General features: G+C 28.5%; 23 protein-coding genes. 19 read left to right on the plus strand and 4 right to left on the minus strand.

What is annotated here, in order from left to right:
- Position 1: 1 nt before the first annotated feature.
- From Q0842_RS04035 to Q0842_RS04045, 3 genes are read left to right on the plus strand one after another with little or no spacing between them, the layout of a single operon-like run.
- Positions 2–1069 carry a galactosyltransferase-related protein gene (locus Q0842_RS04035; protein WP_298494595.1) on the plus strand — a complete coding sequence of 356 codons (1068 nt, stop codon included), beginning with the start codon at positions 2–4 and terminating at the stop codon, positions 1067–1069.
- A gap of 10 nt (positions 1070–1079) precedes the next feature.
- Positions 1080–2228, plus strand: a complete 1149-nt coding sequence (locus tag Q0842_RS04040; protein WP_298494597.1) for a glycosyltransferase — start codon at positions 1080–1082, stop codon at positions 2226–2228.
- Between the two features lie 37 nt (positions 2229–2265).
- The gene (locus Q0842_RS04045) at positions 2266–3219 is read left to right on the plus strand and encodes a glycosyltransferase family 10 (protein WP_298494598.1); all 954 of its coding nucleotides are present in this window, start codon (positions 2266–2268) and stop codon (positions 3217–3219) included.
- A 21-nt stretch (positions 3220–3240) separates the two neighbouring features.
- Here Q0842_RS04045 and Q0842_RS04050 read toward each other — a convergent pair whose 3' ends face one another.
- Positions 3241–4194, minus strand: a complete 954-nt coding sequence (locus Q0842_RS04050) for a hypothetical protein (protein ID WP_298494600.1) — start codon at positions 4192–4194, stop codon at positions 3241–3243.
- 69 nt (positions 4195–4263) lie between these two features.
- On the opposite strand from Q0842_RS04050, the gene Q0842_RS04055 reads away from it, so the two are divergent.
- The 14 genes from Q0842_RS04055 to Q0842_RS04120 all read left to right on the plus strand — a co-directional run bounded on the left by Q0842_RS04055 (position 4264) and on the right by Q0842_RS04120 (position 20194).
- Positions 4264–5421, plus strand: a complete 1158-nt coding sequence (locus Q0842_RS04055) for an acylneuraminate cytidylyltransferase (protein ID WP_298494602.1) — start codon at positions 4264–4266, stop codon at positions 5419–5421.
- 55 nt (positions 5422–5476) lie between these two features.
- A complete protein-coding gene (locus Q0842_RS04060) occupies positions 5477–6262 on the plus strand; it encodes an FkbM family methyltransferase (RefSeq protein ID WP_298494604.1) in 786 nt (261 codons plus the stop codon).
- Between the two features lie 191 nt (positions 6263–6453).
- Positions 6454–7329 (plus strand): N-acetylneuraminate synthase family protein, encoded by an 876-nt coding sequence (locus Q0842_RS04065; protein ID WP_298494607.1) that lies wholly within the window; start codon positions 6454–6456, stop codon positions 7327–7329.
- A gap of 2 nt (positions 7330–7331) precedes the next feature.
- Complete coding sequence (locus Q0842_RS04070; protein ID WP_298494609.1) at positions 7332–8153, plus strand: polysaccharide pyruvyl transferase family protein; 822 nt, start codon at positions 7332–7334, stop codon at positions 8151–8153.
- A gap of 9 nt (positions 8154–8162) precedes the next feature.
- Entirely contained in the window at positions 8163–9557 is a 1395-nt protein-coding gene (locus Q0842_RS04075; protein WP_298494611.1) for a CDP-glycerol glycerophosphotransferase family protein, read from the plus strand.
- Positions 9554–10702, plus strand: coding sequence for a glycosyltransferase family 4 protein (locus tag Q0842_RS04080; RefSeq protein WP_298494613.1), 1149 nt, complete (start codon positions 9554–9556; stop codon positions 10700–10702). The genes Q0842_RS04075 and Q0842_RS04080 overlap by 4 nt, the downstream gene beginning before the upstream one ends.
- Positions 10699–12228: a glycosyltransferase family 2 protein gene (locus Q0842_RS04085; protein WP_298494615.1), complete on the plus strand. Its 1530-nt coding sequence runs from the start codon at positions 10699–10701 to the stop codon at positions 12226–12228. The genes Q0842_RS04080 and Q0842_RS04085 overlap by 4 nt, the downstream gene beginning before the upstream one ends.
- 2 nt (positions 12229–12230) lie before the next feature.
- Positions 12231–13214 (plus strand): glycosyltransferase family 2 protein, encoded by a 984-nt coding sequence (locus Q0842_RS04090; RefSeq protein WP_298494617.1) that lies wholly within the window; start codon positions 12231–12233, stop codon positions 13212–13214.
- Positions 13215–13220: 6 nt separating this feature from the next.
- Positions 13221–14156: a methyltransferase domain-containing protein gene (locus tag Q0842_RS04095; RefSeq protein ID WP_298494619.1), complete on the plus strand. Its 936-nt coding sequence runs from the start codon at positions 13221–13223 to the stop codon at positions 14154–14156.
- A complete protein-coding gene (locus tag Q0842_RS04100; protein WP_298494620.1) occupies positions 14153–15274 on the plus strand; it encodes a glycosyltransferase family 4 protein in 1122 nt (373 codons plus the stop codon). The genes Q0842_RS04095 and Q0842_RS04100 overlap by 4 nt, the downstream gene beginning before the upstream one ends.
- Positions 15275–16351, plus strand: a complete 1077-nt coding sequence (locus tag Q0842_RS04105; protein WP_298494622.1) for a glycosyltransferase — start codon at positions 15275–15277, stop codon at positions 16349–16351.
- Positions 16352–16353: 2 nt separating this feature from the next.
- Entirely contained in the window at positions 16354–17727 is a 1374-nt protein-coding gene (locus Q0842_RS04110) for an O-antigen ligase (RefSeq protein WP_298494624.1), read from the plus strand.
- A 4-nt stretch (positions 17728–17731) separates the two neighbouring features.
- Positions 17732–18757, plus strand: coding sequence for a glycosyltransferase family 4 protein (locus Q0842_RS04115; protein WP_298494626.1), 1026 nt, complete (start codon positions 17732–17734; stop codon positions 18755–18757).
- 45 nt (positions 18758–18802) lie between these two features.
- Positions 18803–20194 carry an exopolysaccharide biosynthesis polyprenyl glycosylphosphotransferase gene (locus tag Q0842_RS04120; RefSeq protein WP_298494628.1) on the plus strand — a complete coding sequence of 464 codons (1392 nt, stop codon included), beginning with the start codon at positions 18803–18805 and terminating at the stop codon, positions 20192–20194.
- A gap of 29 nt (positions 20195–20223) precedes the next feature.
- Here the strand turns inward: Q0842_RS04120 and Q0842_RS04125 are convergent, their stop codons facing one another.
- Together Q0842_RS04125 and Q0842_RS04130 are read right to left on the minus strand one after the other, a co-directional pair.
- On the minus strand, positions 20224–21399 hold the full coding sequence (locus tag Q0842_RS04125; protein WP_298494630.1) for a DUF4105 domain-containing protein: 1176 nt from the start codon (positions 21397–21399) through the stop codon (positions 20224–20226).
- Positions 21399–22385 (minus strand): PorV/PorQ family protein, encoded by a 987-nt coding sequence (locus Q0842_RS04130; RefSeq protein WP_298494950.1) that lies wholly within the window; start codon positions 22383–22385, stop codon positions 21399–21401. Before Q0842_RS04130 ends, Q0842_RS04125 begins: the two co-directional genes overlap by 1 nt.
- 200 nt (positions 22386–22585) lie before the next feature.
- Here Q0842_RS04130 and Q0842_RS04135 point away from each other — a divergent pair, with 200 nt between their 5' ends.
- Together Q0842_RS04135 and Q0842_RS04140 are read left to right on the plus strand one after the other, a co-directional pair.
- The gene (locus Q0842_RS04135) at positions 22586–23332 is read left to right on the plus strand and encodes a CDP-alcohol phosphatidyltransferase family protein (protein WP_298494632.1); all 747 of its coding nucleotides are present in this window, start codon (positions 22586–22588) and stop codon (positions 23330–23332) included.
- 10 nt (positions 23333–23342) lie between these two features.
- Positions 23343–24146 carry a tellurium resistance protein TerC gene (locus tag Q0842_RS04140; protein WP_298494634.1) on the plus strand — a complete coding sequence of 268 codons (804 nt, stop codon included), beginning with the start codon at positions 23343–23345 and terminating at the stop codon, positions 24144–24146.
- A 354-nt stretch (positions 24147–24500) separates the two neighbouring features.
- Here Q0842_RS04140 and lptB read toward each other — a convergent pair whose 3' ends face one another.
- Positions 24501–25241, minus strand: coding sequence for an LPS export ABC transporter ATP-binding protein (lptB, locus tag Q0842_RS04145; RefSeq protein ID WP_298494636.1), 741 nt, complete (start codon positions 25239–25241; stop codon positions 24501–24503).
- Positions 25242–25277 lie beyond the last annotated feature (36 nt).

Consider the following 25277-nt stretch of genomic DNA (forward strand, 5'->3'; position numbering starts at 1 on the left):
CATGGTAACGATTGTTTTAACAAATAGAAATCGAGATTTACAATTAGTGAAGCGTTGTTTAGATTCATTAGTTAATCAGACAAATAAAGATTTTAAAATAGAACTTGTAGATTATGGTTCAAGAGAAAATAATCTAAAAGAATTAAAAGGACTAATTGATAAATACTCTGCTATTAACCTAATTTCATGTAATAACGCAAATGAGTTATGGTGCAAGTCTAGGGCCATTAATATTGTTTTAAAGCAATGTGAAACATCTCATTTTTTTGTTGGCGATATTGATATGATGTATCATCCAGAATGTATAAATAAACTTTATGAGTTAAAAAGTAAGGCAGATGCTGTTTATTTTCAAGTTGGATTTTTAAGTGAAGCAGAATCTAAAAACAATAAATCATATAAGGATTACAACATAAATTTTAAGTCTACAAATGAGGCCACAGGTATAACACTATACAATACCAAAGTTTTGAAATCTATTAATGGATATGATGAGTTTTACCATGGCTGGGGAAGTGAAGATACCGATGTACATGTAAGATTAAAAAACTTAAACAAAAGCGTTCTGTTTTATGATGAATCTATTTTAATGCTTCATCAATGGCATCCAAAAACCTATAGGAGTAAAGATAGTTTAGAGCCATTTCACTCTAACCTAGAAAAAATAAATCAAGAGTATTTAATATACACAGCAAAAAATAATAAAACTGTGGCTAATACAAAATTTGATTGGGGTTATTTTGATGCAGAATCTTATAATAGCCTTCATAATATAGAAGTTGAATTTGAAGTAACAAATGAGTTGTCTGATTTTAAAGGGTTTTTGAATAATATTTTGTTGAATACTACAGATAAAGTCATATCTGTTTCAATAAATGAACATGAAGAATATAAAAAGATTAAAGATGTCGTTAAAAAAATTTTAAACAAAAAAGTTAGAACGTATATAAGCATGCAAGATATAAATGATTGTTTATTAGAAACTATAATAACTAATTGTAAAAATGCACCTTATAAGTATACTTTTGATAGTTTGTCGCAACGTATATCATTAATAATTAAACTTTAAAAAAAGCCTCATGAAAATATTAATGGTATCCATGAATTCCATTCATTTTCAAAGATGGACAGAGCAATTAAAAAGCTCTGGACATGAGATTCATTGGTTTAATGTAAGAGATGGTGGGTATTCTAAAAAATTATCATGGGTAAATCAAATTGTAGGTTGGAAACAGAAATTCTCAAATTTAAAAGGACGATCTTTTCTTAAAAAAAATTATCCATGGTTTTATAAAAAAATAAGTGTTTTAATAGAAAACAATACAGCTAAAGCCTTTGAGAAGGCCTTACTAGAAATAAAACCAGATGTGGTACATAGTTTTGTACTATATGTTTCTTGTGTACCAATTTTAAGTGTCATGAAAAAGTATCCAAATATTAAATGGATATATTCATCTTGGGGTAGTGATTTGTTTTATTATCAGCATCAAGTAGATTATTTAAAAAACATAAAAAACGTTTTACCAAGAGTTAATTATTTATTTGCAGATTGTAGACGAGATGTAGATTTAGCTAAAAAATATGGTTTTAATGGCGAATTGTTGGGGGTTTACCCAGGTGGTGGTGGATATGAACTTAAAACTTTTGAAGCACATGTATTACCAGTTAATCAACGTAAAATAATTCTTGTAAAAGGTTATCAAGGACGTTCGGGAAGAGCGATTACGGTGCTTAAAGCTATTAATAATATTTCTGATATACTTAAACCCTTTTCTGTTGTTGTTTTTGGAGCTGATAAAGAGGTTGAAGATTATATAAATTCAAACAAGCTTGATAGTAAATTGCAATTAAGCATTTTTACAAAAGCTAAGTTTTTGCCACACACAGAAATTATTAAACTTATGGGAAAAGCTTTAATTTACATAGGTAATAGTAATTCTGATGGTATGCCAAATACATTGCTTGAAGCTATAATTATGGGCGCTTTTCCTATACAATCAAATCCGGGAGGTGCTAGTGCAGAAATTATTGAACATGATAAAAACGGTTTATTGATTAATGATTGTGAAGATGTTGATCATGTTAAAAAGCTAATAGTTAAAGCAATTAATGAAAATAATTTGATAGCTGATGCTTTTAACTTTAATCAAGACAAAGTAAAACCAAATTTAAGTAGAGCATCTATTGCTAAAGAAGTAATTTCAAAGTATAACAAAGTAGTAAATTGATAATTTTTAAATAAAAACTAAATAATTAAAATAATAAATGCCCAAACTTTATAAAGCTTCAAGTTTTAAATATACACCCTTTGATAATTTTGTTGATGGAGATTTAGAATATTTAAATAACAACAATATAACTTTTGTAGATAAAGCAAAAGATGCAGATATTATTATTTCACAAAATTTAAAATATTTAAAACCTCATTTCTGGAGAGCTCTATTTGGTAAGAAGTTTCTAATTTGGACTATAGAGCCTAGATTTGATACCCATTTTACTTCAGAAGTAAAAGTGCTTTTTGGATTAATAAAATGCCATATCATGAACATTTACACCAGAGATGTTTTTGTTTCAAATGTTACTTTTTTTACAGGCATATTTGGTGAACACCTTCATATCTTACCCCAAGATTTTAAATTAAAAACAAAAAAAACAATCGCATTAATGTCTTATTATAAAGGCCTAAATTCTGAGCCACTTATTAAAAATGGTGTAAATATCGATTTAATTGGTTTGAGATCTAAAATATGTATTGAAGGCAATAAGTTAGGAGCTATAGACGTATTTGGTAAAGGCTGGCCAGATGGTATTTCTAAAGAAGATTCTAGAGATGGTGTCTATTTTTATCGTAAAAAAGAATTGATGGCAGATTATCAATTCAATTTATGTTTTGAAAATACAGCTACCCATAACTACATGACAGAAAAAATATGGGATAGTATACTAACCTATTGTTTACCCATTTATTACGGAAAGCATACGAATGCTTATGAGCTATTTCCTGAAAACAGTTTTATTGATTACTCTAAATTTGATAGCCCTGAAGCGTTATTTCAATTTATTGATAATATGTCTGATGCAGAATATATTGAACGTATGAATAAATGTATAACCGTTTATAATACCTTATGCGATAAAAGAGAAGAATTAATAAAAAACGGAAGAGGAAAAGTTCTTGAAAACATTGTAGCAAAAGCTAATGCGATAGTTGCAAACTAATAAGTAAATAGTATTTATAAATTATCCAGGATACCATGTTTTATCCATAGAATAGCAGTTTTTATTATTTCTAACAAGCGTTACAAATCTAGATAAGTTGCTAGAGTTAGTACCAATAAAGTATTTTGAGTTGCTTAACAAAATGGCATCATTTAGTACGTCTAAAACCTCTTTACTTTTTAAATTTTTGTCTTTTAAATTGTTATAAGTTGTTTGGTCGTATCCACTCTTTGTTGGTGCACATAAAGTTTTAAAAACAAACTCAGGATATTTAAATTTAATAGATTCAATAAGGCTATAATCATCAGTACAAACAATAAAACTGTTTATTGAATTGTCTATTTCAATTGCTTTTTCAATGTAATCTGTAAATTGAATTTCTTCTGCTTCTTTATTATTTCCAAAAACTTTATCACCTCTTCTTATATGCAATCCAAAACTGTTTTTTGAAAATTCTACAGTTTCTTTATTAGAAACAATTAAATTGTTTTTAGTCAGTTTATTAAAATCTAAAATAATGGGGTAGATGTTTTGTAATGCATGAAATATATCACCATCAATATTTAATTCTGGAATTAAAAAAGTTTTATTTAAAAAGCTAGGATGCTTTATTTTTTTCCAATAACGAGTTTGAACTAAATCTATTTTTTTTACATTTTTAAAGTAAAGTGCTGCTATTTTTTCAACTCTGGTTAAATTAAAAATTGATTTTGAAGGTAAGTTTACAAGTCCATTGTATTCTTTAATAATAGGATTAAAATAATCTTTCCAATTGCCACTTGCCCAATTTTTTGAAGAGAGTTTAATATTAATATTATTATCTATACAATAGAGAACTGCTAAAGCTAAATTGTTTATTTCAGAAAAGAAACCACGATTTGTAAGCGGAAAAATTAATTCTTGGTTATTATGCTTTTTGTTTAGTGTAAGAAAGGATTTTATAAGTTCGTTACTAGTAAAATTATCAAATAGCATGGTGTATATTTTATGGGTAAAAATAAGTTAATTACACTTAAAATAAATAAATTGCAAAAAATAAGATTAATGTCTAGAAAAATAGGATTTATTCCACTACGTAAAGGATCAAAAGGTATATCTAACAAGAATAAAAGAAAAATGGTTGGGAGACCATTATTTACTTGGGTTTTAGGTGAAGCTATTTTTTCTAATCTTGACGAAGTTGTAGTTTACACCGATGATGAAGGCATTATTGATTTTATTAAAAAAGAATATCATTGGACTAATAAGGTAAGAGCTTTAAAGCGTAGTGATGTAAGTGCTACGGATACGGCATCAACAGAATCAGCTATTATTGAGTATTGCGAGTCTATTAATTATGATTTTGATGCATTTTGTTTATTACAAGCAACATCTCCTTTTACCAAAAAGGAAGATATTAACTCATGTTTGTCTAAGCTTGATGGTAATATAGATTCTGCATTAACCGTTGTTAATACACATCGTTTTTTATGGGGTAAAAATGGTAAACCATTAAATTACAATCCTTTACAAAGACCAAGGCGTCAAGATTTTGAAGGATTGTTAATTGAAAATGGTGCTGTTTATACCATTACCAAGCAAGCATTAAAAAAACATCAAAATAGATTAGGTGATAATACAGCTGTTGTGAAAATGCCAGAAGATTCATTATTAGAAATAGATAGTGAATCTGATTGGATTGCGGTTGAAAGTTTATTAATAGAAAGGCAAAAACGAGAAAAAAAATCAGACAAAATCACACATGTAGTTTTAGATGTTGATGGTGTTTTTACTGATGGCACTATAACTTATACAAAAGAAGGCGAACATACCAAAAGCTTTGATATGCGTGATGGTATGGGACTTGAGATTTTAAGACAGTTTAATGTTACAGTTATGATTATGACTTCAGAAAACTCCCAATTAGTAGCTAGACGCATGGAAAAACTAAAGCTAAATCACGTGTTTCTTGGTGTAAAAGATAAACATACCTTATTAAAAAATATTGTTGCTAATGCTGGTATATCTTTAAGTAATGTGGCTTATGTTGGTGATGATGTTAACGATTTAACAAATATTTGCAGCGTAGGTTGGTCTTTAGCTCCAAATAATGCTACAGATATAGTTAAAACACATGCCGATATTGTACTATCAAAAAATTCTGGAGCAGGTGCTATACGCGAAGCTTGTGAGTTTGTTATGAATTACAATAAAAGATTTTAATTTAATCATAACCTTTAAAAGTCTTAAATTTTATTACTAGTTTGTAATCATACGTATGAAGAAGATCTTTAGAAATACAATAAATTGGGTATTAAGAAAATTTGGATTCACAACTTTATCAATTAAGAATCTTGATATGTTAGTTTCAAAAAGAAAGATAGCCGAAGAGTATCTATTTTTACAAAAATACCCTGTTTCACTTATTGAAAAATATTTAAAGTACAAGACGTTATCAAATGCACAATTAAAACAGGATTTATTCGCTTTAATGGAGTCTAAATTCAAACAAGATGGATATTTTGTTGAATTTGGAGCTACTAATGGAATTTCATTAAGCAATACTTATCTATTAGAAAAAGAATTCAATTGGACAGGTATTTTGGCAGAGCCATCAAAATGTTGGCATGAAGAATTAGCTTTAAATAGACAATCAATAATAGATAAAAGATGTGTATGGAAAGATAGTGGCGAAAAATTATCTTTTGTTGAGGTTGAAAACGCTATTTTATCAACCGTAAAAGGGTTTGGCGAAGATGATGCCCATAGTGAAAGACGAAAAGACAGTATAAGTTATACAGTAGAATCTATTTCTTTAAATGATTTACTTGACTATCATAAAGCACCAAAAATAATAGATTATTTATCAATTGATACCGAGGGAAGTGAATTAGTAATTCTTGAAGGATTTGATTTTACTAAGTACAAATTTAGATCTATTACTGTTGAACATAATTTTTCTAAAAACAGAGAAGGAATTTATAAATTATTAACAAATGCTGGCTATGAACGTGTTTTTGAAGATTTTTCTAGCTATGATGATTGGTATAAACTAAGAGAATAATTTTTTTAATGCTAAATTATAGCATCAAACCACTATAATTTTTAAACATTTTAAGTGTTCAAATATTAATATATTGCTTGAAACCTCATTCATTTAAAATTCAATTTTTCTATATCCTTTTTTGATTTTTAAAAATGTATTTTAGCTGAAATAATTAACTTTTGATTGCTAGATTAAAATAAATAATTACAATGAATTCGTATAAAAAACCATATATCATTGCAGAAATTGGTTGCAATCATAAAGGTGATATAGAAATAGCGAAAGAGCTTATTAAAGTAGCTAAAATATTTTGCAATGTAGATGCTGTGAAATTTCAAAAGAGAAATAATAAAGAATTATTAACCGAAGATCAATACAATAAGCCGCATCCTAATCCAATTAATTCTTATGGAGATACTTATGGGGCACATAGAGAATATCTGGAGTTTAATGTTAATCAACATCAAGAACTAAAATTGTATTGTGAAGAAATTGGTATTACATATTCAACTTCTGTTTGGGATTTAACATCAGCTAAAGAAATAACATCGTTAAACCCAAGTTTTATTAAAATTCCATCTGCGTGTAATAATAATATTGAAATGTTAGAGTGGTTATGTGATAACTATCAAGGAGAATTACATATATCAACAGGAATGACTACTAAATCTGAAATTGAAAATTTAGTAAACCTTTTTAAAAATAAAAATAGAAATAAAGATTTAGTACTTTATAACTGCACATCGGGTTACCCTGTACCGTTTGAAGATGTATGTCTTTTAGATATAAATATTCTTAATGATAAATATAGCAATGACGTTAAACATATTGGATTTTCAGGCCATCATTTAGGAATTGCTGTAGATGTAGCTGCTTATACCTTAGGCGCAAATATTATAGAACGCCATTACACTATAGATAGAACTTGGAAAGGAACAGACCATGCCGCGTCTTTAGAGCCTATGGGATTACGCAAACTATCAAGAGATGTAAATGCCGTTTACAAGGCATTGCAGTATAAAAATCAAGATATTTTGCCTATTGAGCAAGTACAGCGCGACAAATTGAAAAACCAAAAAGGATAAGCATGTTCTCATCTAATATAATTAGGTTATTTTGGTGGAATGAAATTAAATTACAAGGAAAATCAAAAGAAAATTATGGTGATTTACTTGGTAAATATTTAGTTGAAAAAATATCTCAAAAAAAAGTGGTTTGGAGTAAACCATCAAAATTTTCAATCTATAATTTTTTTAGCCCTATATATGTTACAATAGGTAGTATTTTAACGAATGTAAATAGTAAATGTATTGTTTGGGGTAGTGGTATAATTTCAAAATCAGATACAATTAAAAAGGCTAAGTTTTTAGCTGTAAGAGGACCACAAACAAGAAATTATTTAATAAGTCAAGGGTATAGTGTTCCTGAGGTTTATGGAGATCCAGCATTATTGTTGCCAAAATTTTATAATCCTAAAATCGATAAAGAATATGCCATTGGAATAATTCCACATTACAGCGATTTTAAAAAAGTAAAATCGTTTTATAAAAATGAGGACTCAATTTTATTAATAGATTTAATGACCAATAATATTGAGGAAACCACAAACTATTTTTTAAAATGTGATAAGATAGTATCTTCTTCACTTCATGGAGTTATTATTGCGCATGCTTATGGAATTCCTGCTGTATGGCAAAAATTTTCTGATGATGTTTTTGGAGACGATATTAAATATCAAGATTATTTTGAATCGGTAAATATACCTAGTTATAAATCAAATATAATTGATAATAAGATGGGAATTAATGAATTAGATCATCTTTTTAAAGATAAGGTAGCACTCCCTGAAACCGATATTATAAACAAAATATGTAGTGGGCTTATGGAAGTTTGTCCTTTTAAAAATTAATTAGAATAAATGAAAAAAAAAGTATTTGTTTTTTTTCCTGATGGTGTTGGTTTAAGAAATTTCGCCTTTACAGATTTTAAGAGTATTGGTGAGCATATGGGTTTTGATATTACTTATTGGAATAATACCATTTTCTCATTAAATGACAATTTAGGGTTTAATGAAGTTAAAATTGAAAATAATTCTGCACATCCTTTATTACCAATTTATTCTAGAGCTAGAAAACGGGCAGAATTAAATGTGTCTAGAGATAAATTTAATGATGATGTTTATCCTACTTACAAATTCCCATTTAATTATAAAGGCATAAAAAATAGCCTTAAAAGTTTATTTACTAAATGGCTAATTGGTTTATACTCTTCAGAAAAAGGAGTCGTAAAATTAAGAGCTAAAATAAATAAATTAGAGCGCTCAACTTCAAAATATAAGTATTGTAAAGCGCAGTTAGAGACACATAAACCAAATTTGGTGTTTTGTACAACACAACGAGCAACTCAGTCTATAAGTGCATTATTAGCAGCAAAAGATTTAGGAATTCCAACAGTAGCATTTGTATATTCTTGGGATAATGTACCTAAAGCAATGCAGGTGGTAGAAACAGATTATTATTTTGTTTGGAGTGACTTAATGAAAAAGGAATTACTACAATACTATCCGTTTGTAAAAGAAAACCAGATATTTGTAACAGGAACACCACAATTTGAGCCACATTATAATGCCGATTTAAAAGAAACAAGAGAAACTTTTTTTAAAGCGAATGGGCTAGATATTAATAAAAAATACATCTGTTATTCTGGTGATGATGAAACAACCTCACCACTAGATCAATATTATTTAGAAGATTTAGCAAATGCTGTTAGAAACTTAAATAGTAAAGGTGAAAATTTAGGAATAATTTATAGAAAATGCCCTGTAGATTTTACTTCAAGATACAATGCCGTTATTGAAGCTAATAAAGATATTATTAAAGTTATAGATCCTATTTGGAAACAAGTAGGTAATCAATGGAATCAAGTGCTACCTGCACCAGAAGATTTTAAAATGTTGTATAATGTTTGCGAGCATAGTGAGTTTGTAACTAATGTTTGTTCATCAACAGTATTCGATTTTGTAGCTCATAATAAGCCTTGTATATATTATAACTACGAACAGCCACAGCTAAAAAAAGGTATTCGAGATATAGGGCAGAATTACAAGTATGTTCACTTTAGGAGCATGCCAAGCCAAGAAGCAGCCGTATTTTGTAGAGATAAAAAAGATTTAGAAGGACTGGTAAAACAGATTTTAAATGGAAAACTATCAAATGTTGAAACTTGTAAAAAATGGTATGAGATTGTTGCAGGAACGGCACCAACTCAAGCTTCTAAAAATATTTGGAAAACTATAGATTTAATTTTGAAATGAAAATAGGATTTATCACATCAGAGTATCCACATCCACAGGTTAAATTTGCTGCAGGAATTGCAACCAGTATTAAAAACTTAGCAGTAGCACTTGTAAAAAAAGGAATTGATGTTACGGTGTTTGTTTATCATCAAAATGAATCATGTGTTGTTTATGATGAGGGTGTTGAAATTCATCTTATAAAAAAAGAAAATTACAATTTCTTTACTTGGTATTTATACAGAAAACATATTCAGAAGTATGTTAATGATTTGGTTGTTAAAAAAGATTTAGAAATTCTTGAAGCACCAGATTGGACTGGTATTACAGCGTTTATGAAATTTAAGGTGCCCTTGGTAATTAGATTTCATGGTAGTGATGCATATTTTTGCAAACTTGATGGTAGAAAGCAAAAATTTAAAAATTTTATGTTTGAAAAATTAGCTTTAAAAAAAGCTTCAGCATATGTAGCTCCTACAACTTATGCAGGTTTAGAAACTCAAAAAATATTCGGATTAAACAAGAAGAAAATAAAAACCATTCATTACGGATTAGAATTAAAGCATTTTGAAAACCATAGTCCACATCAATACGACAAAAATGTAATACTATACATTGGTACAATTATTAGAAAAAAAGGGGTTTTAGAATTAGCCCATATTTTTAATAAAGTGATAAATGAAAAGCCTGATGCTCAATTAATTTTAATTGGTGGGGATTCATCTGATATTAAAACGGGAGAAGTTTCTACTTATAAATTAATGGAACAAATTTTTACTAAAGAAGCTAAAAAGCAAGTAAAATATTTAGGAAAAATACCATACGAAGATGTAAAAACACATATCAAAAAGGCGCATGTTTGCGCTTATCCTTCTTTTGCTGAAACTTTGGGCATGGTAACAATAGAATCTATGGCTATGCAAAAACCTGTTGTAAACACTAGTATAGGTTGGGCACAAGAGTTAATAGACGATGGTGTTAATGGCTATTTAGTACACCCAACAAATATTGAAGGCTATGCAAGTACAATACTTAAACTATTAAATAACGAAAAGCTTTGTGAGCAAATTGGTAAAGCAGCAAGATTAAAAGTTGAGGATGCTTTTGATATTGAAAAAAATGTAGATATTAATATTAAATATTATAAATCTATTTTGAACAGATGATTCTATTAACTCACAATAATGAAGCTGTTATAGAAATTATTGATTTAAAGACTAATCAATTGATTGAAAATACCATAAAAAATCCTTTAAAAGCTTTGTTTAGTGTTGCTAATTATAATCAAAACACAATACTAGTGTGGTGTCATGAATCGTTAAAAGCGTCTTTAGATATTGATGCTATTAAATCGACATTTCATCTTAAAAACATGATGGTATCTTTTAGTCAGAATCAATATTTACCAGAGCAGATTGGTTATGTTGAAGATTCACCGTTTTTAAAAGTAAACAAGCGCGTTAAATACCCTACGTGGCTAATGAGTAGTCAGGTAGGAGCTATTTATGCATCACAATTATTAAAGTTTGAAAGTAAAATTAATTTAAATAATACATTTGATTTTGCTTTAAATGTTATTGCAAAAAAAGGAATGAGTAAAGGCTTGTTTTGTTATTCTGAACCTAATTTACTTAAACAATACAATTCAGTTAATCAAGCTTCAGCTTCTGTTAGTGAGTTGTTTAAGTTTGTAAAGCTTAATTATAAAGCTGTTTGGAGTATTTTATTGCTAATTAATTTTATTATTTATGAGCGTAAATTTCCATTAATAGCTTTTCTAAAAACATTTTTTATAAAGAAAAATAGTGTCACTATTAATTTTGAACTAGAGCCAATTAGTAACTTTTCAATTGATTTAAATAAAACTATTGATGTTATTATTCCAACATTAGGAAGAAAAAAATATTTATATGATGTTTTAATAGATCTTTCAAATCAAACCATTTTACCAAAACAAGTTATAGTTGTAGAACAGAATAATGATAAAACATCGAAATCTGAGTTGGACTATATTAAAAATAAGGATTGGCCATTTAAAATAATTCATGAGTTTATCCATCAAACTGGTGTTTGTAATGCAAGAAATCTGGCATTGCAAAAAGTAACAGCTAATTTCGTTTACCTTGCAGACGATGATAATAAATTTGGTAAAAACTTACTAAAAGACGTCATCATTAAAATGCAACGTTATAAATTTGATGCTATCAGCATGAGCTATTTACAAGAAAATGAAATAGAAAAACATAAAACACCCCTACAATGGAGTGCCTTTGGAGGTGGTAGTAGTATAATGTCTACTAAGTTTTTAAAAAAAGTTGCCTTTAGGAATGCATTGGAATTTGGTTATGGAGAAGATTCAGATTTTGGTATGCAATTACGAAATCTAGGTGCAGATGTAATTTACTCACCCGATATTAAGATTTTACATTTAAAAGCACCTATCGGTGGGTTTAGAACGCAATTTAAGCATCCATGGGAAGATGATTTAATTCAGCCAAAACCTTCACCAACAGTAATGTTTTACAGAAAAATAAATTCAACTAAGTATCAATTGTTAGGTTATAAAACCACATTGTTTTTAAAGTTTTACAAAGATCAGTCAATTAAAAACCCGTTTAAATATATTTCAATATTTAAAAAACAATGGCAAGTAAGTAACAAGTGGGCTAACTATTTAAGTAATACTGTGTGAATATGAAATTTACATTAATTATTTGTACTTACATGCGGGATGAGCCACTAATTAAGTTGCTAAAATCGGTGCAAAATCAAACATCTTATCCTGATGAAATACTTATTGTAGATGGTTCTACCAATCAAAAAACAAAAGTTTCTTTAGAGCAAAATAAATTTAATAACTTAAAGTATTTTAGAGTTGAAGAAGCCCAAAGAGGATTAACAAAACAACGAAATTTTGGTATTAATTTGGTTTCAAATATTTCTGAAATTGTGTTTTTTTTAGATGATGATACGGTTTTAGAACCAGATTATTTTGAAAGCATATTAAAGACTTATAGTGAAAACCCTGATGCTTTAGGGGTTGGTGGTTATATTGTAAATGAGACTAATTTTGAGTTTGTTGGAGATAACTACAAACCTAAAATTGATGAGTTTTATTTTGACGGTTGGAAACGTAAAGACAGTAAGCGTTTTATACTTCGAAAAAAGTTTGGATTAGATTGTGATTGTTCACCAGGTATTTTGCCATTATTTTCTCATGCAAGAAGTGTTAGTTTTTTGCCGCCAAGTAATAAAGTTTATCAAGTTGAATTATTAATGGGAGGTGTGTCGTCTTTTAAAAAGGAAGTTTTTGAAAAACATCAATTCTCTACTTTTTTTCAAGGCTATGGATTATATGAAGATGCCGATTTTTCAATACGTGTTGCAAAAACAGGTAAATTATTTTTAAATACCGCAGCAAAGGTATACCATTACCATGAAGCTTCAGGCAGACCAAATTTATATAAATATGGTAAAATGGTTGTTAGGAATGGCTTCCATATATGGCGAACTAAAAACCCAAAGCCAACTTTAAAAGTAAAAGTAAAATGGCATGCCATTACGCTATTATTAATTTTAATTAGATTTAGTAATACGATTACAACACCAAAAAAAAAGGAAGCATTTAGTGAAGCTTTAGGGCGGACAGTAAGTTGGATTAAAGTTTTAATATCTTAATAAATTATGATGTTTAATAATATTATTCACCCAGATACACACTCAAAACTAACTGAGATTACAGATAGTTATTATCTATTTGAAGACCAATCAAAATTACCTGTGTTTAATGGAACACCTATATTATTAAGTAGAGAGTCTATTTTTGATGAATCGGATATTATTAAAGCAAAAGCAACAACACAGGATAAAGCGCACCTAGATAAATCTAATCTTAAAAACTATATTAGAAGGCAATTATTACCATCATTAAATAAAGATTTTTATATAGACAGTAGGTATACAGCTCTAGCTAAATCTTTACCAGATAAAAGTAAAATGCTTATTGTTGGTGTAGGAGAGAAAAGTGATTATTATAAAAAAATGTTTCCTAATTGTGATATTGTAACTTCAGATGTTCATAATCAATTCAAACCGGATTATATTTTTGATGGACATTTTATTCCTATTAAAAATGATTGTTTTGATATGGTTTTAGCTGCACAAGTTATAGAGCATACAATCAATCCATGGCTATTTTGCTCAGAATTACAGCGTGTAACAAAGGTTGGAGGCATTATTCAAATTGAAGCGCCTCAAAATTTTCCTTATCATGCAGAACCTTATGATTTTTTTAGATTTACCTATACAGGCTTAAGGAGTTTATTCCCTCAATGCGAAGTTGTAGAAAGTGAAATTACAGAAGGTAGTGCCTCTTTAGTTGCAGTTGCAATTTCTAATTATTTAGTAAACCTTAGTTCTAAAAGAATTATAAGAAGTGCTTTATTATTTATAACTAGATTTTTATTTGGGTGGTTAAAATATTTAGATAAAATAAGAGGTTTAAAACCAAGTAAGAGAACTGTATCCATGCCAGTTGGTAATGCTTTTACTTTTAAAAAAGATACTATTAAAAGAACACCAAAAGATTTATTAAAAGTATTCTATACCTTGAAAAAATGAATTTTGTAATTATAACTCATGTTAAGCATATTAAGCAAAATGAAGATTTTTTTGCCTATGCGCCTTATGTTCGAGAAATGAATATCTGGCTTAAACATGTTAGTAAAGTTACCATTGTTGCTCCTTTAGTAAATTATAAAAAAAGCGAAATAGATATAGCTTATCAGCATAATAACATACAATTTAAAAGCATACCAGAAATTGTTTTTAAATCTTTTTATGGAATTATTACTTCAATTTTCAAAATACCATTAATTTGTTTTTCAATTTTTAAGGCATGCCGAGAAGCAGATCATATTCACTTAAGATGTCCTGGGAATATTGGATTGCTAGGTTGTTTTATTCAGATATTTTTTCCAAATAAAGTTAAAACGGCAAAATATGCAGGCAACTGGAATCCAAATGCTTCAAATCAACCAAAAAGTTATAAACTTCAAAAGTGGTTGCTCTCAAATACTTTTTTAACAAGAAACATGACTGCTTTAGTTTATGGCAATTGGAAAAATCAAACTAAAAACATAAAAGCGTTTTTTACGGCCACTTTTTCAAATCAAGAAAAAGAGGTTCCTGTAAATCGAAACTATTCTGGGGATTTAAGATTTGTTTTTCTTGGTAGTTTGGTAGAAGGGAAGCGTCCATTATTAGCAATTCAAATTGTAGAAGCCTTGATAAAAAAGGGGAGTAATATTAAATTTGATATTTATGGCGAAGGTGTTTTAAAAAACGATTTACAGAATTATATCGTAGATAATAATCTTCAAAATAAAGTTAGAATATTAGGAAACAGAAACCAAGCTGAAATTAAACTAGCTCTTAAAGAAAGTCATTTCTTAATTTTACCATCAAAATCTGAAGGTTGGCCAAAGGCTGTTGCTGAAGCAATGTTTTTTGGAGTAATACCTATTGTTACATCAATTTCATGTGTGCCCTTTATGCTAGATAATGGAAATAGAGGTGTTTTAATAGCTCCTAGTTTAGAAAAGGCAGTTGTAACTATTAATGAATATTTAAAAGATACTAAGCGTTTAAAAATAGTGTCAAATAACGCTAGTGATTGGTCTCAAAAGTATACTTTAGATGTTTTTGAAACAGAAATAATTAAATTATTAAAACCTTAAATGCGCGTATTACAATTAATAGATTCTTTGGATGCTGGTGGAGCAGAACGTGTTGCAGTAAATATTGCTAACGCGCTATCTGATCAGACTGAAGGTTCATTTTTGTGTACAACTCGTAAAGAAGGCCTTTTAAAAGAAAGCTTGTCCCAAAATGTTGGCTATTTGTTTTTGAATAAAACAAAAACCATCGATTTAGGAGCAATAAAAAAATTGCGAAACTTTATTAAAAAAAATAGTATAAATATTATTCATGCGCATTCTAGCTCATTCTTTTTAGCAACAATCATTAGAGTATTGAATCCAAAAATTATTATTATATGGCATGATCATTATGGTAATAGTGAGTTTTTAGAAAATAGAAAGTTTGGCGCTTTAAAGTGGTGTTCAAAATACTTTTCACATGTTTTTAGTGTAAATAAACCACTTCAAAAATGGGCAAAAAACGTATTAAAATTTAAAAATTCATCATACTTACCAAACTTTGCAGTTGCTAACAAAACTTTATCTGTTACAAGTGTTAAAGGTATAGATGGTAAACGAATTGTTTGTTTAGCAAATTTAAGACCTCAAAAAGACCATATAACATTATTGTTGGCATTTAAAGAGGTGTTAAAAACATTTCCAGACTGGACATTACATTGTGTTGGTAAAGATTTTAACGATGTTTATTCTAAGCTAATAAAAGAGAAAATAGAAGAATTTAAATTATATAATTCTGTTTATCTATATGGAAGTAAACCAGATGTGTTTAATATTTTAAGCCAATGTGATGTTGGAGTTCTTTCTTCTAAATCTGAAGGTTTACCTTTGGCATTACTAGAATATGGTTTTGCTAAGTTACCAGTTGTTTCAACAAATGTAGGTGAGTGTGTAAATGTAATTTCAAACGCTAAAAACGGTTTTTTGGTGGAAGCTTCATCAGTACCAGAATTAGCCAATGCTTTAAAATATTTAATTAAAAATAAAGATTTAAGGCACACTTTTGCAAAAGTTTTCAATAAACATGTTGAAAAGTGCTATTCGAAAAATGCACAAATTGAAACTATTATAAAAGTATATAAGGCCTATTATAAATAAAATTGAAAGACGTAAACTACATAAAAGCTATACTTTTGCACTTCCTTATTGGGTTTGGTGTTTATAACTTTAAAGTACTATCTAAGGTATATTTAATTGTAATTTTTATTTATTTTACTAATCAGATTTTTAAAGCTAGTCCATCTCAAAAAGCTACAAAAGTTTTAATGGCCTGTAGTTATATTGTAGGAGCAGAGGTGTTTTTAAGAATGACAGGTGGTAGTTTACTTTATGAAACATCTAAGTATTTAGTTATTCTTTTTACTCTCATGGGACTTTTTACTGTAAAATTAAATAAGCAACCAATACCTTATATTCTTTATGTTTTTTTATTAATTCCAGGGATTTTAGTGGCTGGGTTTACTGCTACAGAACAAACAACATTAAGAACCGCCATTGCCTTTAATTTAAGTGGGCCAGTTTGTTTAGGTATTGTATCTATTTTTTGTTACAAGCTTAAAATAAGTTACAAGAATATCCATGAAATATTGTTATATATGGCTTTGCCGCTAATCGCTATAACAACATATTTATTTCTTTATACTCCAGACATTAGGGAAACAATTACTGGTACTGGTTCTAATTTTGCAGCATCAGGAGGGTTTGGTCCTAATCAAGTATCAACAGTATTAGGGTTGGGTATGTTTGTGTTTTCTGCACGTTTTTTTATGCTTTCTCCTACTTTATTTCTAAAATTACTAAATGGCTTTTTATTGGCAATTATAAGTTTTAGAGGTATAGTAACTTTTAGTAGAGGAGGCATAATTACAGCATTGTTTATGATAGCTGCATTTATTTATTTTTATTTTAGAAAAGTGAATACTAAAGCCAAATTTAGAATTAGCAGGCTGGTAATTGTTTTTGCTAGTTTAGGTTTATTAATTTGGTTGTTTTCATCCATTCAAACTAGTGGGTTAATTGAAAATAGATATGCAAATCAAGATGCTTTAGGTCGAGAAAAGGCAGATATTTCAACTGGTCGTTCTGATTTAATCTCATTTGAATTAGAAGAGTTTTTTAAAAACCCAGTTTTAGGTGTTGGAGTTGGTAAAATAAAAGAGTTAAGACAAATAGCCGAAGGTATAGAGGCTGCATCACATAATGAAATGAGTCGTATTTTATCTGAACATGGTTTATTTGGCTTGGTAGCAATTTTAATTTTATTAATCACTCCTTTACTGATTCGTATAAAAACTAAATCAAATATCTTTTTTTATTCATGTTATATTTTTTGGTTTTTAACCATAAATCATTCCTCAATGCGAATCGCGGCACCAGCATTTGTGTATGGCTTATGCTTATTAGATATTAAATATAAAACAAATCGTATCAAAAAAACACAACAAATAAAGAGTATAAACTCATCAACTTTATAAGTCATTGAAAACCTTAATATACATTGGTAATAAATCTGGTATAAGTAAACGCGCTAATATATCGTCTATAGATGTGTTGGCTCCATTATTTGAGAAAACCGGTTACAAGGTTTATACTGCATCTAATAAGAAAAATATTCTCTTAAGATTGTTAGATATGTTATGGGTGTGTTTTAAATATAGAAACAAAGTAGATGTTGTTCTAATTGATACTTATAGCACATTAAATTTTTATTATGCTTATTTTGTAAGCAAGTTGTGTAGGGTTTTAAAGTTAAAATATATTCCAATTCTTCATGGAGGTAATTTGCCTGAAAGACTTAATTCTTCACTAAAATTATCAAAATCTATTTTTAGTAATGCATTTGTAAATGTAGCGCCATCATTATATATTAAATCTAGTTTTGAGGCATTCGGTTATAACAACATTATTAACATACCAAATTCAATTGAACTAAAAAAATACCCAATTAGAAAGAAAACGTATAATATTATTAAATTACTTTGGGTACGTTCATTTTCAAAAATTTATAATCCTTTGTTGGCAATTAATATATTGAAAGCACTTAAAGATGAAAACTTTGAAGCTAAGCTTTGTATGATAGGGCCTGATAGTGATGGAAGTCTAAAAGCATCAAAAGATCATGCACAAAAGCTAGGGTTAGATGTTCGTTTTACAGGAAAATTATCTAAACAAGAATGGATTAAACTATCAGAAGACTATAATATTTTTATAAATACAACGAACTTTGATAATATGCCTATTAGCGTTATTGAAGCTATGGCTTTAGGACTACCTGTAGTATCAACAAATGTTGGTGGAATGCCTTTTTTAATTAAAAATAATGTAAATGGTTTATTGGTAAACCCAAATTCAGTTAACGAATTTGTTGCTTCTATTAAAAATTTAATTGCTAATCCAAATTCTACAAGTAAGATTGTTAAAGAAGCTCGAATTAGTGCAGAAAACCTTGATTGGCAAGTTGTAGAAAAACAATGGATTAAAGTTTTCAATAATTTACCCTTATAAGAATTAACTTGCTATATTTATGGTCTCTCAATTATTCCTTTAATAATGTCGAAAAGTAGTATCCATTTTAATATATCAGAACGAAAAATACTTCTGCGTATTTTTGATGTTTTATCAATACTATTGGTGTTATATTTAGTTAGTAACTTCTTTGAGTTTGATTATTTTACACTTACAAAAGAAAAATGGGCATGGGTATTTGTACTTATATTGTACGTGTCTATTTTTGGAACTGTATTCGAATTATATGATTTGCAAAAGTCAAGTAAGATAGAAAGTATATCCACAGGTATAGTACTTACAGTATCTACAACTGTTTTGTTTTATCTGTTAACACCATTTTTTACTCCTGTATTACCAGATAATAGGTTGCAAATTCTATTCTTTTATTTTGCTATACTTATAGCTTTATTTTTATGGCGTTTGGCTTATGTAAGCTTTATTGTGTCTCCCAGATTTTATAAAAAAGTATTATTAATTGGGGAAACTTCAAATATTGAAACTATAGTTGATACTTTTAAAAGCTCTGATCCTAATTATAAAATAATTGGCTTTGTAAATTGTGAAATGGATAAAATTGAAGCTGTAAAATTTAATGCCATTAAAGAATATAGTCCAAAGCAGATACGTGAAGTCATAAAAAAAGAAAACATATCAGAAATAGTTGTAGCAAGTTATAAATCTGAAAATATAACTTCAGAAATATATTATACTTTAATTAAATTACTTGAAGAGGGGTTTCCAATTAATGAATATACTCAAGTGTACGAAGAAATGGCACAACGTGTTCCAGTACAATTTGTAGGTAAAGATTTTTATAAATATTTTCCATTTAGTAGAAGTAATCAAAACAAATTATATTTATTTTTTCATCGTGTATTTGATGTTATAATTTCGATAGTTGGAATTTTAATTGGGGCTTTGTTTTTACCAATTATTATTTTAGGAAATATTATTGGAAATAGAGGTTCTCTTTTCTACTCACAAGATAGAATAGGAAAAAACGGAAAGGTTTTTAGAATTATAAAGTATAGAACCATGATTAAGAATGCTGAAAAATCTGGTGCTGTTTGGGCAAAAAAAGGTGATGTTAGAATAACGCCTTTTGGGAAATTTTTAAGGCATTCTAGATTGGATGAAATCCCTCAATTTATTAATATTTTAAAAGGTGATATGAGCTTAATTGGCCCAAGGCCAGAACGTCCTTTTTTTGTTAAAGAACTCTCACAAATGCTTCCTTTTTATGAAACTAGACATATTGTAAAGCCAGGGCTTACAGGATGGGCACAGGTAAATACAAGATATGCCGCATCAATTGATGATAGCCTATTAAAACTTCAGTATGATTTGTATTATATAAAACATAGAAGTTTTTTTCTAGATATGAATGTTATGATAAAAACGTTGAGTACAATTATCTTCTTTAGGGGGCAGTAATTATTTTGTTAATTGCATGATATTTAAATTTACTGCTTGTTAAAATACGTCACTAAGAAGATATATCTTGCAAACAATGCAATTAATAATGGTATTAGTCCTATAGCAAAAACTTGTACACCAATAATCCAATGGAGCGTTAATAGGCAAAGTAGAATAATTAAAAGTTTAATGTACTTTATAAACCAAGTACCTACTTTCTTTTTAAAAAATTGACCAACAAAAAACAGATTAAGAACAAAAGCCCAAAGTAAATTATAGTTTTGATGTGTTCCTGTATGATCTGTAGCAAACCAAAGTAATAAAATCACTAAACCTATTATTCCTGTTAAACTAAAAAGTGTAATATCAAGCCATTTTGTTAGTCTTTCATTCTTGTAATCTTTATAAGTGATATAAAGAATAAATAATGCGATTAGTCCTAAAATAAAAAGCGGACTTGTTAAAAACTCGCTAGGAGTAGTAGTTTTCTTTTTAGAATATATTACATGGCTTTTTTTAACTAAAGGTTCTATTGTGTTTCCTATGGTAGCATTTTCAAAGAACTTATAAATGTTTTTAGGTAAAAACATATGGTCTTCTGGCGTTGCTTTTCTGTCAATTACAGACCCTAATGCTAAATCAATTCCAAAACTTCCCCAAGAATTTCTATTTAAGTTATTTTGAATTAAAGTTCTAAACGTGGCATCTTCAAAATCATTGGGTTTATTAAATTTAACGGTATTATTTGATGCAATATTAATTACATCTTTAATTTTTGTTGCGCAATTATTATAAAAAAACTCGTATAAATAGCGTCTGTTTTCTGGTTTGTAATTAGTTATTAAATAGTCGTATAACTTTTGTTTTTCAACTTGCGAAAGGTTTAAAACTTGCTCTTTTATTGTGCGATTATAATATTGGTAAATTTGATAAAACCTATTAAAATTAGTTTTGCTTATTAAATAATTAAGCTTGCCTTGTGCAAACTTTAAATAAAAGTTTGGTGCATCAAAATCATATTCTCCATAGCCATAAGTTATATCAATTTTGTTATCAATATCTTTAATCCTGAATGCGCTATGTCCAAAAGCATCATTTAAAGATGTTCCGGGACCAACTGTAAGAACACTAATTTCTGCATTAGGAGATAATTGATTGTGTTGAGCAAAAGCAATTTTTACAACAATAAAAAGAAATAGGAAAAGTTTATAACTAAGTTTCATTATCTAAAAATGCTAAAATCAAGTTTTAAAGAAAATACATTGGAGTAAAGAGCTGCACTTTGGTCGCCAATATCGGTAAAAGCATAATCAATTTGAATGCCATTGTATTTAAAACCTAATCCAAAACTTGGTTGAAAACTTAGTTGTTCGCTATTGTCAAGCTGTAATTCATTTTGAAAATTACCTAAACCTGCCCTTAAATAAACCATATCAATATACCCAAACTCAAAACCTAAAGCAGGATTTATACTTGCAACAGATGTAGAGATAATATCATTATTTTCTTCAAATCTAACATTTAAATTAACCGAAGTTAATAAAGTGTAATCATAATTAAAGTCTACTAATTTAGATATTCCAATTTGTAATTTCGGAATTGTTATTTCTGTGCTTTCTGGTAATTCTTGGTTTTGTCCTTCTACGGCATCACTTATGGTTGCAAATTCGTCTTCGTCAATAGCCCAAGCATTAAAGGTTGTTGTAATATCTCTGGCCATAATCCCGAATTTCCAATCATTATCGGTTTCAAACTGAATTCCAACATCTAAGCCAAAACCCCAAGATGAAGCAAAATCTCCAATAACTCTTCTAATTACTTTTGCATTTACACCATAGTTTAAACCTTGTACAGGTAATTGTCTTGCATAAGAAAATGTTAAGCCATAATCTGCAGTAGAAAACAAACTTATTCTATCGTAATTCACATTACCATCAGCATCAATAAGTTGCGTGGTGTTTAAAATATCGTCAACAGCAAAACGAATTATAGAAATACCAATGGCGCTATTTCTATCTAAGGGCATTCCAAAAGCAGCATAATCATAATTTGCAATATTTGCAAAATAGCTAGAGTGCATTAATGATAATTGATTGTCTTCTAATTTTAGTAGTCCTGCAGGGTTCCAATAACCAGAATTTACATCAGCTGTATGAGATGTAACTGCGCTACTCATACCCAATGCAGCAGCATCTACACCAATATTCATAAACTCATTAGAATATTTTCTAACAGTTTGGCTAAATAAAGAAGCAGATATAACACAAAATAATGTCGTAATGTAAAGTCTCAATCGCAATTTTTTACAAAGATGCACATAATTTACATTCTTTAAAACTTCAAATTATAATAGATATTGCTTTAGACTCATTTTGTTTGTTATTTTTACAAAATCAAAATTAAGTCAAAATGAAAAAACATATACCAAATGCTCTTACACTTTTAAATTTATTGAGCGGTAGTATTGCTACAATTTTTGCTGTAAATAACAATTTTGTAGTTGCTGCTTTTTTTGTGTTTTTAGGTATATTTTTTGATTTTTTTGATGGCTTTGCTGCAAGAAAGCTAAAAGTTCAAAGCGAATTAGGATTACAATTGGATTCGCTTGCAGATATGGTAACTAGCGGATTAGTGCCAGGAATAATTATGTATAAATTATTGAGTTTGACAATTGGTACAGAAACTGTTACTAGTAATAGCTGGACTTCAAGCGCTATTGGTTTAGATTTTAATTTGCCATTATTACCATTTTTAGGATTATTTATTACGTTAGCTTCAGCATACAGACTCGCTCAGTTTAATATTGATGAAGATCAACAAACTTACTTTAAAGGTTTACCAACACCTGCAAATACGCTATTAATTATGTCGTTGCCTTTAATTATTGAATTTCAAAATAATGATGCTATAAATACCATTATTTTAAATAAATGGTTTTTAATAGCGCTAACTCTTTTAAGTTGCTACATACTTAATTCTGGAATTAAGCTTTTTGCATTAAAATTTAAAAATTATGGTTTTAAAGATAATGTAACTCGCTATATCTTTATAATTTTGTGTATTGTACTTCTAATTGTATTACAATTTGCAGCAATTCCAATCATTATATTACTTTATATACTCATGTCTGTTTTAGACAATTTAACTTCAAAATAAGTTTTTACTCATGTTAGAAAACATTTTCACACTATTAATGTTAGTGCTTTTACAAGCCGTTTTAGGATTTGATAACCTTTTATATATTTCGTTAGAAAGTAAAAAAGCACCAATTTCTGATCAAAAAAGAGTTAGAAAAGTAGGTATTTTAATAGCTATAGCTTTAAGAATTGTGTTGCTTTTTGTTTTAGTATCTATTATTGATTTTTTTCAAGAACCTTTTTCTTTTTTAACAGGAGGCATTGAGGATGTTTTAAAATTTGCATTTAACGGACACAGTTTAATTGTATTAGCGGGTGGTGGCTTTATTATTTATACTGCTATAAAAGAAATTTGGCATATGATTTCTATAAAAGATTTAGATTACGATGTAGAAGGAGATTCTTCGCGTAAAAAGTCTGCAAATGCTGTAGTAACTAGTATTGTTATTATGAATTTGGTATTTTCTTTTGATTCTATTTTAGCTGCAATTGGACTTACTAACGAAATTGAAAACTCAACAACAGCTTTTATTATAATGGCTATTGCTATTGTTTGTAGTGGATTGTTAATGTTAATTTTAGCAGATAGGATTTCTGTATTTTTAGCTAAAAATAGAATGTATGAAGTATTAGGATTATTTATCTTATTTATAGTTGGTATTATGCTAGTAACAGAAGGAGGGCATTTAGCACATTTAAAAATATTTGGAAACGAAATTGTGCCTATGAGTAAAACAACGTTCTATTTTGTAATAGTAGTTTTAGTTATTGTAGATATAGTACAAGGGCGTTATCAAAAGAAATTAATTAACGAGCAGAATAAACAAGTTTAGCAATAAACTTTAATATTTTTTTACTTAAAAATGTTTAAAGTGCTTTTATAATTAAATATGTTTATTACATGTTTAGGAGGTATTAGCGCAAACACAAAATTTAAGAATACTTCTTAAACTCCTTAATTGCTTCAAGTATATAGTGTTTATTTCAACACATAATCAATTATGCTTTTAAAAGTAATATGCTAGATTGAGAAAACAATTTAGGATAAAGCAGATGTTGGTGACTTTGGAGTATTAAATGGAAGAAATCTTGTTTGGATTTTTTGTCTTTAGATAAAGCTATTTCAAATAAAAAACAGAATTTTTAATTTTAAATAACATCTATTATTCGTAGATAATTTATTAAAATTATTCTCTAATTTTCTTTTTACGTAGCTCAAAATTCTGACCCAAATACACTTTACGTACCATTTCATCATTAGCTAAATCTTCAGGAATACCATGTTTTAAAATACCACCTTCAAACATTAGGTAAGTCCTATCTGTAATAGCTAGTGTTTCTTGAACGTTGTGATCGGTAATTAGTATACCAATATTCTTTTTGGTAAGTTGTGCTACAATACGTTGAATATCTTCTACTGCAACAGGATCTACACCTGCAAAAGGTTCATCTAAAAGAATAAAACTAGGGTCTGTAGCTAAAGCACGAGCAATCTCTGTACGGCGACGTTCTCCACCAGATAATAAGTCACCACGACTTTTTCTAATGTGTTCTAAACCAAACTCTTCAATAAGAGATTCCATTTTTTCGTGTTGCTGTTTCTTACTTAATTTAGTAAGTTGTAACACACTTAAAATATTGTCTTCAATACTCAATTTTCTAAAAACAGAAGCTTCTTGTGCCAAATAACCAATTCCGTTTTGTGCACGTTTGTACATTGGGTATTTAGTTATTTCTGTATTATCTAAGTAAATATGACCGCCATTTGGTTTTATTAAACCAACAATCATGTAGAAAGATGTTGTTTTACCGGCACCATTTGGTCCTAATAATCCAACAATTTCACCTTGGTTTACTTCAAGAGAAACATCTTTTACTACTTTTCGTCCGCTATAGGACTTCATTAAATTTTCGGCTCTTAAAATCATATTTTTATATACTGAACGCTAAAAATAGTAAAATCA

Source organism: uncultured Algibacter sp., assembly GCF_947495675.1.
Lineage (GTDB): Bacteria > Bacteroidota > Bacteroidia > Flavobacteriales > Flavobacteriaceae > Algibacter_B.